Raw genomic sequence first — 11,888 nt, 5'->3', positions numbered from 1 at the left:
GAAATGGGTTTTAATAACTTATTTAAAGCTGTCTTCTAAAAAACTTCCCGATGATTTAACAGCGCTGTCGATAGCCACCAAAGACTCAAGCAACTCTTTCATGCGATCTAATGGAACAGCATTCGGTCCATCGGATAGCGCTTTTGCTGGATCAGGATGGGTTTCCATAAATAGGCCGCTAATGCCGACTGCTACAGCAGCACGCGCCAAAACGGGTACGAATTCACGTTGACCGCCGCTAGAGTTGCCTTGACCTCCAGGCAATTGAACTGAATGAGTAGCATCAAATACTACTGGCGCGTTAGATTCCCGCAGAATTGCCAAGCTACGCATATCTGAAACCAGGTTGTTGTAGCCAAAGGAGGCGCCACGTTCGCAAACCATAAATTGATCTGGAAGATTTTTTTCAGCGGCAGCTACTCGAGCCTTCTCAATAACATTCAGCATCTCGTGCGGCGAAAGAAACTGACCCTTTTTAAAATTCACGGGCTTGCCACTTTGAGCACAGGCACGAATGAAGTCAGTTTGTCTGCATAAAAATGCAGGAGTCTGCAATACATCTACAACGCTAGCTACGGCAGCAATTTCACTGATGTCATGAACATCTGTAAGTACAGAAACATCAACTTGTTTTTTAACCTTAGCCAAAATCTCTAAGCCCTTTTCCATGCCTAAACCTCGAAAAGACGTTCCTGATGAACGATTGGCTTTATCAAACGATGACTTGTAGATAAACGGGATATTTAGAGCAGAAGTAATTTCTTTCAATTGACCCGCAATATCAATAGCTGATTGCTCTGACTCAATGACACATGGGCCAGCAATTAAAAAGAAACGTTGATTTAGACCGACGTCAAAGCCACATAGCTTAAATGCTCTCATATTCTTCCTTTATGCAGCTTGCTTTTCAGCGGCTGTTTGGTGCTCAAGTGCAGCGCTAATAAAGGCTGAGAACAAAGGGTGCCCATCCCGCGGTGTTGAAGTAAATTCAGGGTGAAACTGCACACCGAAGAACCAAGGATGCATAGATGTTGGTAATTCCATCATCTCTGGCAACTCTTCATTGGGGGTTCTAGCTGAAATAATCAAACCAGATTTCTCTAGCTGAGGCACATAGGTGTTGTTTACCTCATAACGATGACGATGGCGCTCATTTACTTCGGAACCATAAATCCGATGGGCTAAGGTTCCAGCCTTAACCGGACAGCGTTGCGACCCAAGACGCATAGTGCCGCCCAAATCAGAGTCATTAGTGCGTTTCTCTACTCGCCCTTCTCTGTCCAACCATTCGGTTATCAGGGCAACAACAGGCTGTTCTGACTGAGGATCAAATTCAGTACTATTCGCCTTAGTAAGATTCGCTACATGTCGTGCAAATTCAATTACGGCCAATTGCATACCCAAGCAAATACCTAAATAAGGAACATTGTTTTCGCGTGCATAACGAATGGCAGCAATTTTGCCTTCGGTGCCACGTTTACCAAAGCCACCTGGAACTAAAATCGCATCCAAGTTTTGCAAACAATCAATTCCATCTTTTTCAATGACTTCGGAATCGATGTAATTAATATTGACACGGGTATGCGTATGTATGCCTGCATGACGCAATGCTTCAATCAGTGATTTATATGACTCCGTTAGCTCCACATACTTGCCAACCATACCAATGGTGACCTCATGTTGTGGATTGGCCATTTCATAAACTAGATTGGCCCATACAGAAAGATCTGCTGGCTTGGCTTTGAGGTCTAGTTGGCGGCAAATTAAATCATCCATGCCTTGGGCTTGGAGCATCTCAGGAATCTTATAAATCGTATCTACATCCCAAACTGAAATCACTGCCTCTTCACGTACGTTTGAAAATAAAGAAATCTTTGCGCGCTCATCTTCCGGAATTGGGCGATCAGCACGGCAGAGCAATACTGTCGGCATGATGCCGATCTCACGAAGCTTCTGAACAGAGTGTTGCGTTGGTTTAGTTTTTAACTCGCCAGCACTATGGATATATGGCACAAGAGTCAAATGAACAAAAGCGCAATCATGCAAAGGTAGACGCAAGCTCATCTGTCTTGCAGCCTCTAAGAACGGTAGTGATTCAATATCGCCAACAGTGCCGCCTATTTCGCAAATAGCAACATCTGCTTTGCCATCATGACTAGCTTTAGCGCCGCGTTCTACAAAAGCTTGGATTTCATTTGTAATGTGCGGAATCACTTGGACTGTTTTTCCAAGATATTCGCCGCGACGTTCTTTGCTGATGACTGACTCATAAATCTGGCCAGTGGTGAAGTTATTGCTTTTGCGCATCTTTGCAGAAACAAAGCGCTCATAGTGACCCAAGTCTAAGTCAGTTTCAGCACCATCTTCGGTTACAAAAACCTCTCCGTGCTGCAGTGGACTCATGGTCCCCGGGTCAACGTTAATATAGGGATCTAATTTTAGGAGGGTGACTTTCAGGCCGCGGGATTCAAGAATCGCGGCAAGCGAGGCAGCTGCGATTCCTTTCCCTAAAGAAGAAACCACACCACCAGTGACAAAAACGTATTTGGTCATCGCTTAAGCTCTGTTGGAAAAAGTAATTATAACGATAGCCATCAGGGGTGGGGAAATTTCAAAATCGTTAATATAGGATCTCGTCTACCCAAATCTAATGATTTAATACCTATGCGCCTTTTATTTGCGATATTAATCAGTATTCTCTCCCTCTTTTATTTCCTCCCTTTTGCTATTGCATTTCACAAAAAAAGGGCAAATACAGGAGCTATTTTTGCCTTAAACCTGTTTTTAGGGTGGTCCCTGATTGGCTGGGTAGTTGCACTGGTTTGGGCCCTCAAAGAAGAGCAAGTTGTGTAATTGACCCATATTTTTAAGCCATAGGTCCAAATAAAACCTTTATTTTGAAAAATTTGCTCCTTTTTTAGGGTTTAAACTCTTATATAAGACTTGATTTAGCAACTATAATTTGGCAAAACGGGAGAAAATTCCCTTTTGGCCTTTCTATTGATCACCTTTACCTCATAGGAAACATAATGTTAGAAGCCTATAACGCCCTCGTCGCTGAACGCGCAGCTCTCGGTATTCCAGCCCTGCCCTTAACCAAGGATCAAACCTCTGAACTGGTTAAATTGCTAAAAAACCCACCTGCCGGGAAAGAAGCTGAGCTAGTTGAATTAATCACTAACCGTGTTCCTGCTGGTGTAGACGATGCAGCCAAAGTAAAGGCTGAGTTCTTAGACGCTGTTGCCAAAGGTACAGAAAAATCTCCATTGATTTCCCGCGTTCGTGCTACCGAACTTTTGGGCACGATGCTAGGTGGTTACAACATCAAACCGTTAGTAGAGCTTTTATCTGACTCTGAGTGCGGAGTTGCTGCTGCAGAAGCGCTCAAGAAAACACTTTTGATGTTTGATTATTTCAACGACGTTCAAGAGCTTGCTGAAAAAGGCAATGCAAATGCTAAAGCGGTAATGCAAAGTTGGGCCAATGCGGACTGGTTTACTAGCCGCCCTGCAGTTCCAGAAAGCATGAAGTTAACTGTTTTCAAGGTAACCGGTGAAACCAATACCGACGACCTTTCTCCTGCGCCAGACGCATGGAGCCGCCCTGATATTCCGCTACATGCAACCATCATGCTCAAAAACCCTCGTCCTGGCATTGAGCCAGATGAGGTTGGTGTTCGTGGTCCTATGAAGCAAATTGCTGCTCTCCAGAAAAAAGGCAATCAAATTGCCTACGTTGGGGACGTTGTTGGTACAGGCTCATCACGTAAATCTGCAACAAACTCTGTTCTATGGTGGACAGGTCAAGATATTCCATTCGTACCAAACAAGCGTTTTGGTGGTGTGTGCTTAGGCACCAATATCGCCCCGATCTTCTTCAACACAATGGAAGATTCCGGAGCATTGCCAATTGAATTAGATGTTTCTCAAATGAATATGGGTGATGAAATAGAACTTCGCCCATACGAAGGAAAGGTATTCAAAAACGGTAAGGAAATTACCAGCTTTACATTGAAGTCGCCTGTCATTCTGGATGAGGTACGCGCTGGCGGACGCATTCCTTTAATCGTTGGCCGTGGCTTAACTGCTAAAGCACGGGCTGCCCTGGGCTTGCCTGCTTCTACTGAATTCCGCCTTCCAGTTAATCCTGTTGATAACAAGAAGGGCTTCAGCTTGGCTCAAAAGATGGTTGGTAGAGCATGTGGCTTACCAGAGGGCCAAGGTGTTCGGCCCGGTACGTACTGCGAGCCGCATATGACTACTGTTGGCTCACAAGACACAACAGGCCCAATGACGCGCGATGAATTGAAGGACTTGGCTTGCCTTGGCTTCTCTTCCGATCTCGTAATGCAGTCGTTCTGTCATACCTCAGCTTATCCAAAACCTGTAGATATTCGCACTCAACATGAGTTGCCGCCATTCATGACGAATCGTGGTGGCGTTGCCTTGCGACCAGGTGATGGCGTGATCCATAGCTGGTTGAACCGCTTACTCCTCCCAGATACCTGTGGAACTGGTGGCGATAGCCATACTCGCTTCCCAATTGGCATTTCTTTCCCTGCTGGTTCAGGACTAGTTGCTTTCGCAGCTGCTACAGGTGTGATGCCATTAGATATGCCTGAGTCTGTATTGGTGCGCTTTAAAGGCAAGATGCAGCCTGGCATCACCTTACGTGATCTAGTAAATGCCATCCCTTTATATGCAATCAAAAAAGGTTTGTTGACCGTTGAGAAACAAGGCAAGAAGAACATTTTCTCGGGTCGTATTCTTGAAATTGAAGGTCTACCTGACCTAAAAGTTGAGCAAGCGTTTGAATTGTCTGATGCTTCTGCTGAGCGCTCTGCTGGCGGCTGTACTGTTCACTTGAACAAAGAGCCAATTATTGAATATATGACATCAAATATCACCTTGATGAAGTGGATGATTGCTAATGGTTATGAAGATAAGCGTACTCTTGGTCGCCGTATCAAAGCCATGGAAGCTTGGATTGCTAATCCTCAGCTTCTTAAAGCTGATGCAGATGCTGACTATGCAGAGATTATCGAAATCAATATCGATGAAATCAAAGAGCCTATCCTTGCATGCCCTAACGATCCGGATGATGTGAAAGTGTTGTCTGAAGTTGCGGGTGACAAGATTGATGAAGTATTTATTGGTTCATGCATGACCAATATTGGCCACTTCCGCGCAGCTGGTCAGGTGCTACAAGGTAAGAAAGATATGCCAACCCGTTTATGGGTAGCGCCTCCAACTAAGATGGATGCTATGGTCTTGATGGAAGAAGGCTACTACGGCATGTTAGGCGCAGCTGGTGCCCGCATGGAAAGCCCAGGCTGCTCACTTTGTATGGGTAACCAAGCGCAGATCCGCAAGGGCTCCACAGCTGTATCAACCTCTACTCGTAACTTCCCTAACCGCTTGGGTATCGATACTCGCGTGTATTTGGCTTCTGCTGAATTGGCGTCTGTTGCCGCACTCTTGGGTCGCCTACCTACTCCTGCAGAGTATTTGGAGCAAGTGAAGGCTCTTGATGCTAAAGCTGGCGATGTTTATAAATACATGAGTTTTGACAAGCTCAAGTCATTTAGCGATGTTGCAGATACTGTGACCGTGTAATACGCAATACCCTCAACCTAGCAATAGGTTGAACGGCAAAAAAAGGCGATCAAACGATCGCCTTTTTCTTTTGCTTCGAAGTATTAGATCGAAAGCTTATCTTCTTGTCGGGCATTCTCCCGACTAATGCCTGAAACCCATTTATTAGTAGGGAGCCCAGTTTTTTCAAGGATCAGTTTTGCCCGTTTTGAGACACCCTTCCATTCCGCCTCGAGCTTAGGGCCCTTAAATGCGATTGCGACGACATTGCAATCATGGGACTCAGGAAATAAGAGCACCCTGTTATCAAAAGCTTCGCAGATATTCTTAAGGTTTATATCAAAGCTTTTGTGTCGCGAGAATAAATTCACCGTCATCACACCGGGCCCTTTGAGAATATCGTAGCAACCTTTATAAAAATCCAAAGAGCTTGCCGCAGGACCATCGCAAATGGCATCATACAAATCAACCTGAACAGCATCAAAGCAGTCTTGATACTTTTTATTCTTGACGAATAGTTTTGCATCAGCTTGTAGAGTTTCTAAGCGGCGATCATCGTCAGGTGTAAAAAACATAGATCTTGCAGAAACGATTACAGCGGGATTGAACTCTACTACGGTAGTTTTCACAGCTGGGCAATATCGATGTTGAAATTTTGTTAATGCGCCGGTACCTAAACCTAGCTGGGCTATCCGCATGCCGGGCTTAGTTTCCAAAAATAATAGCCAGGCCATCATCTGCTGGTTGTACTCTAAATAAATCTCATCAGGATCACGAATACGCATCGCTCCCTGAATGGAGTCCGTACCAAAGTGAAGATAACGAACGCCGCCACTTTCAGAAAAAGTGACCGGCTCCATTAATCCATCAGCAGACAACTTAATTCGCCCAACGACGGGCATTGCGGAATAGGCGTAGCCAAGGGCTAGCACCATCAGGGGTATCCAACCATTCAGGCGGACACCAGCTCATCTGCACAGCTCTAAATACACGCTCGGGATGAGGCATCATGACCATAAAACGACCATCAGGTGTCGTGACCCCACTTAAACCATTGGGAGACCCGTTTGGATTCATTGGATAAATTTCTGTTGGGTTGCCTTGATGATCCACAAAGCGGAGTGAAGCTAAGCCCTGCTTTTGAATTTGCTCTAAGCTGCCTTGTTGGCTGAAGTTGGCGAATCCCTCACCGTGAGCGATGGCAATAGGTATCTGACTGCCTTCCATGCCTTGGGTGAATATGGAAGGCGAAGCCATTACTTCAGCCATCACTAAGCGCGCTTCATATTGCTCCGATTGATTACGCGTAAATTTAGGCCATGCTTCTGCACCCGGAATAATTCCCGAGAGATTGCTCATCATTTGGCAGCCGTTACAAACACCTAACGCAAAGCTGTCTTGACGCTCAAAGAACTTAGAAAACTGATCACGAAGCTGTTGGTTGAACAGAATTGTTTTTGCCCAGCCTTCTCCAGCCCCCAATACATCTCCGTAACTAAAGCCACCACAAGCAATAAGCCCTCTAAAGTCTTCTAATTTAGCCTTGCCACTGAGTAAATCAGACATGTGGACATCATAGCTATCAAATCCAGCCCAATTTACTGTATATGCCATTTCAACATGGGAGTTCACGCCCTGCTCTCGCAATATGGCTACTTTAGGGCGTACATTCTTAGTGATAAACGGCGCTGCAATATCTTCAGAAGGATTGAATGTGAGTTTAGGATTCATCCCTGTATCGGCAACATTGTCCAAGAGCGAGAATTCACTATCAGCACAGGCAGGATTGTCACGTAAACGGGCTATTTGATAGCTAGTATTGGTCCAGATCTTTTGCAGCATCTCACGCGGCTCAGCAAAAATATTTTTAGCATCACGCCAAATTTCAATACGACCGTTGGTATTGGGTTTGCCGATCACATGGCTATGAGCACTTAAGCCCAAATTTCTCAATACGGCAAACACCGCATCACGATCTTCTTTGCGAACTTGAATTACTGCGCCTAACTCTTCATTAAATAATGCGCGCATCGTTTGCTCATGGCGGCGACCAGAAACCTGCTGCGCCCAATTCTTGGCATCACCATAATCAGGCTCCTGTCCAGCGTCCATAGCGATCATATCGACGTTGAGCGAAATTCCGCAATGAGAGGCAAAAGCCATTTCAGCGACGGCGGCAAATAACCCGCCATCAGAACGGTCGTGATAGGCCAAAAGCTTATTCGCTTTCCGCAGTTCAATTATGGCGGCGGCCAAAGCCTTGAGATCTTCTGGATGATCAATATCAGGCACTGACTTTCCGGACTGATCAAGTACTTGAGCCAAAATACTTCCCGCCATACGATTCTTGCCACGCCCTAAATCAATCAAGATCAGCTCAGTCTCTTGTGGAGATCCGTCTTTGCCCTTTAATTGAAGCAGAGGTGTCAATGTTTTACGGGCATCAAGCACAGATGCAAAAGCAGAAATAATTAAAGATACGGGTGCGACTACTTTCTTGGCCTCATCACCATCTTGCCATGCGGTAGACATAGATAGAGAGTCTTTACCCACTGGGATCGATATTCCAAGCGCGGGACACAGCTCCATACCGATTGCTTTAACGGAGTCATAAAGCTTAGCATCCTCGCCAGGAGATCCGCATGCTGCCATCCAGTTTGCAGAAAGTTTTACGCTTTCGAGGCTGGCAATATCTGCAGCCAAGAGATTGGTAATCGCCTCACCCACTGCCATGCGTGCAGCTGCTGGTGCGTCTATAACCGCTAATGGAGTTCTTTCACCCATGGACATAGCTTCGCCGCGATACCCCTTGTAATCCATCAGGGTTACGGCGCAATCAGCTACTGGTACTTGCCATGGACCAACAAACTGATCCCTGGCATTTAGACCGCCAACAGTTCTGTCACCAATCGTAATTAAGAAAGATTTGCTAGCTACGGTAGGTTGTTGCAAGACCCAGGCTATTGATTGGGCAAGATCGGCATCAGTTACATCTAATTCTTTGAACTCCTGGTCAACTCTTGTAACGTTGCGATGCATCTTTGGAGGCTTACCAAGCAAAACTTCCATCGGCATATCAATTGGCAGCGCTGCATCATCAGATAACGGCTGCTTTGAGTCACTTAATTCCAGTTGACGTTCAGTAGTCGCTTCTCCAACTACCGCAAAGGGGCAGCGTTCACGTTCGCAAAATGATTTAAATAAATCTAAGTCCTTGGCATCAATTGCCAAAACATAACGTTCCTGAGATTCATTGCACCAAATCTCTGCAGGACTCATGCCACTTTCTTCGAGTGGAACGCTCCGAAGTTTAAATGAAGCCCCCAATCCAGCTCCATCTGCAAGCTCCGGGAATGCATTTGATATGCCACCCGCGCCTACATCATGAATAGAAACAATTGGATTGCGGTCACCCAGAGCGCGGCATGCATTAATCACTTCTTGCGCGCGACGCTCCATTTCTGGGTTGCCTCGCTGTACAGAATCAAAATCAAGATCGGCAGTATTAGTCCCAGTTGCAACAGAGCTACCCGTAGCACCGCCCATGCCGATTCGCATACCTGGACCGCCCAATTGAATGAATAGGTGCCCTGCTTTAATTGCTTTTTTTTCAGTATGAATAGAATCAATACTTCCAATGCCACCAGCAATCATGATGGGCTTGTGATAGCCGCGGCGTATGCCATCTAATGTTTGCTCAAAGACTCTGAAGTAACCACCCAAGATTGGTCGGCCAAACTCATTATTAAATGCAGCGCCGCCTAGTGGACCCTCAATCATGATTTGTAAAGGTGTAGCAATGCGCTCAGGCTTACCGTATTTCAGATTCTCCCAAGGAAGGTCTGTGCCTGGAATATTCAAATTGGAAACTGAGAAACCGGTCAGACCAGCTTTAGGTCGGCCACCAATGCCAGTTGCTCCCTCATCACGAATTTCACCGCCCGCACCTGTAGATGCCCCAGGAAAAGGAGCAATTGCAGTCGGGTGATTATGTGTCTCCACCTTCATGAGGGTATGGACTAGGCGAGTATCTTTTTCGTAGAGCTGATCTTTGCCTTGAGGAACCCAGGTTTCCGCTTCACAGCCAACCATGACTGCGGAGTTATCAGAATACGCAATGATCGTTCCCTCTGGATGCAATTGGTGTGTATTGCGGATCATGGCAAATAAAGAGCGTTCTTGATCATCCCCATCAATTGTCCAGCTGGAATTAAATATCTTATGGCGACAGTGTTCGCTATTTGCTTGCGCAAACATAATTAACTCAACATCTGATGGGTTGCGTTGCAGGCGGATAAAGTTTTCGACAATGTACGCTACCTCATCATCAGATAAGGCAAGGCCTAATTCCTGATTAGCTTTATCAAGGGCAACTCTGCCTTCAGTCATCACTGGTATGCGAGTTAGAGGCTTGTCTTCGAGAGATTGGTATAAAGCATTGGCTGCATCCGTAGAATCAATCACCGTTTCGGTCATTCTGTCGTGTATCGCAGCTAGCACTAATTTTTTTTGCTCTGGAGTTAACGCCTTTTTACTTTTCCATGAAAACTGTACGCCACGCTCAATCCGCAACACATCTAATCCACATTGACGAGCTATATCAGTAGCCTTACTAGCCCAAGGAGATAAGGTCCCAAATCTTGGGATAACGATGGCGCCTTGATTCTCACCCTTACCAGTTCCGAACCAAGGCTTTCCTGGATGTATTTTGGAATGAAACGGCTGGCCATAGGTCAATAAACTAGCCATGACTTCTTGGTCTTTGGCTTTTAGCTCAGCCTCTGACCATATGAAATGAAGGTATTGAGCTTCAATAGACTCAAGATCAACCCCTTGGGCAGCCAAAGTGGCTAAAAGTCGCTGTTGGCGAAAGGGGGAAAGCGCATCAGCGCCAGACAAAAAGTGGAAAAAAGACATCCCTAGATTATAAGGTTTTGCCTACAACAATCGCCCACCTTGAAGGTGTAACTGCCGCTGGCACCGATTAGCCAGGGCCTTGTCATGGGTGACCAAAATAAGGGTGGAATGATTGGCTCGATTTAGGTCAAAAAGCAGCTCAATAACCCGATTCCCGCTACCCTCATCAAGGCTGCCCGTAGGCTCATCGGCAAACAAAATCGCCGGCTTCATGATGAAAGCCCTTGCCAGAGCAACCCGTTGCTGCTCTCCGCCTGATAAAGTTTTGGGGAAATGGTTGGCTCGCTCACTTAAACCCACCTGGTCCAGGCAGACCAGAGCATTTTCTTTGGACTTTGCCATGCTGTTCAGCTCAGCTGGCAGCATGACGTTTTCAAGGGCTGTCAAATGAGGCAGCAATTGAAAGGATTGGAATACAAAGCCAACCTTTTGCCCCCTTAATTTTGCCCGCCCATCTTCATCCAGGTGATTCAGATTTTGAGAGACCAACTCAACATGCCCACTAGAGGGCGCATCTAATCCAGCCAGAAGTCCAAGTAAAGTACTTTTTCCAGAACCCGAAGCTCCGGTGATGGCGATGCTTTCACCCTCAAAGACGTCAAAGCTAATGTCGTGCAAAATAGTTAATGATCCATTACTAGATAAAACTTCTTTACCTAGATGTATTGCGCTAAGGACCTTCACTGGAATACTCATAAATGAATCAATATATTTGGTTGAACTTCTTGAGTAAAAAATTGCAAGCCGCATTAATGGCAACTGCCCTATTTTGCCTGTTTATTCCTTTTGGCACAAAAGCTCAAACAAATCCAACAATACTAGTTATGGGCGATAGCCTTTCAGCTGAGTATGGATTGGCTCGAGGTACCGGCTGGGTAAGGCTGCTAGAGGATCAACTCCAAAGACAGAGAAGCTCCTGGGGCGTATTTAACGCCAGCATTAGTGGCGAAACTAGCGCTGGTGGTTTATCCAGATTATCAAAACAACTAGAGCAAAAAAAGCCGGGCATCGTTCTATTGGAACTCGGAGCAAATGATGCATTGCGCGGTCTATCTATCCAGGAGTCAGAAAAGAATTTACGCAAGATGATTCAGTTAAGCAAGGCCTCTGGGGCCAAAGTCCTTTTGTTTGGCATACAAATTCCACCAAATTATGGCCAGGAGTACACGAAGGAGTTTCATGATTTATATCCCAAGCTTGCTCGTCAGGAACAGGTTGAGCTTGTACCGTTTTTTCTTAAGAATGTTGCCTCTGACATCAATTTATTTCAAGCAGATCGCATGCATCCTAACGAAAAGGCGCAAGTCATTCTCTTTAAAAATGTATGGGGCGCTATGGCCCCATATCAAACACTGCTGAAGAGTCAATAAGTAATTT

The 11,888-nt window shown here is 45.7% G+C and carries 8 protein-coding genes; 3 read left to right on the top strand and 5 right to left on the bottom strand.

What is annotated here, in order from left to right; translation table 11 throughout:
* Positions 1-18: 18 nt before the first annotated feature.
* Together kdsA and C2755_RS05125 are read right to left on the bottom strand one after the other, a co-directional pair.
* The gene (kdsA, locus tag C2755_RS05130) at positions 19-882 is read right to left on the bottom strand and encodes a 3-deoxy-8-phosphooctulonate synthase (RefSeq protein ID WP_215322170.1); all 864 of its coding nucleotides are present in this window, start codon (positions 880-882) and stop codon (positions 19-21) included.
* A gap of 9 nt (positions 883-891) precedes the next feature.
* The gene (locus tag C2755_RS05125; RefSeq protein ID WP_215322169.1) at positions 892-2,553 is read right to left on the bottom strand and encodes a CTP synthase; all 1,662 of its coding nucleotides are present in this window, start codon (positions 2,551-2,553) and stop codon (positions 892-894) included.
* A 111-nt stretch (positions 2,554-2,664) separates the two neighbouring features.
* Between C2755_RS05125 and C2755_RS05120 the strand changes: the two genes are divergently transcribed.
* The gene (locus C2755_RS05120; RefSeq protein WP_215322167.1) at positions 2,665-2,853 is read left to right on the top strand and encodes a superinfection immunity protein; all 189 of its coding nucleotides are present in this window, start codon (positions 2,665-2,667) and stop codon (positions 2,851-2,853) included.
* A gap of 176 nt (positions 2,854-3,029) precedes the next feature.
* Positions 3,030-5,615 (top strand): bifunctional aconitate hydratase 2/2-methylisocitrate dehydratase, encoded by a 2,586-nt coding sequence (locus C2755_RS05115; RefSeq protein ID WP_215322166.1) that lies wholly within the window; start codon positions 3,030-3,032, stop codon positions 5,613-5,615.
* An 83-nt stretch (positions 5,616-5,698) separates the two neighbouring features.
* Here the strand turns inward: C2755_RS05115 and C2755_RS05110 are convergent, their stop codons facing one another.
* From C2755_RS05110 to C2755_RS05100, 3 genes are read right to left on the bottom strand one after another with little or no spacing between them, the layout of a single operon-like run.
* Positions 5,699-6,529, bottom strand: a complete 831-nt coding sequence (locus C2755_RS05110; protein ID WP_251368553.1) for a spermidine synthase — start codon at positions 6,527-6,529, stop codon at positions 5,699-5,701.
* Positions 6,474-10,511: a phosphoribosylformylglycinamidine synthase gene (purL, locus tag C2755_RS05105; protein ID WP_215322164.1), complete on the bottom strand. Its 4,038-nt coding sequence runs from the start codon at positions 10,509-10,511 to the stop codon at positions 6,474-6,476. The genes C2755_RS05110 and purL overlap by 56 nt, the downstream gene beginning before the upstream one ends.
* Positions 10,512-10,532: 21 nt before the next feature.
* The gene (locus C2755_RS05100; protein WP_215322163.1) at positions 10,533-11,207 is read right to left on the bottom strand and encodes an ABC transporter ATP-binding protein; all 675 of its coding nucleotides are present in this window, start codon (positions 11,205-11,207) and stop codon (positions 10,533-10,535) included.
* 2 nt (positions 11,208-11,209) lie between these two features.
* On the opposite strand from C2755_RS05100, the gene C2755_RS05095 reads away from it, so the two are divergent.
* Positions 11,210-11,881, top strand: a complete 672-nt coding sequence (locus C2755_RS05095; protein ID WP_215322161.1) for an arylesterase — start codon at positions 11,210-11,212, stop codon at positions 11,879-11,881.
* The last annotated feature ends 7 nt before the right edge of the window (positions 11,882-11,888 follow it).

This window comes from Polynucleobacter sp. MWH-S4W17, assembly GCF_018687535.1.
Lineage (GTDB): Bacteria > Pseudomonadota > Gammaproteobacteria > Burkholderiales > Burkholderiaceae > Polynucleobacter.
This window is presented reverse-complemented; position numbering and strand designations above follow the sequence as displayed.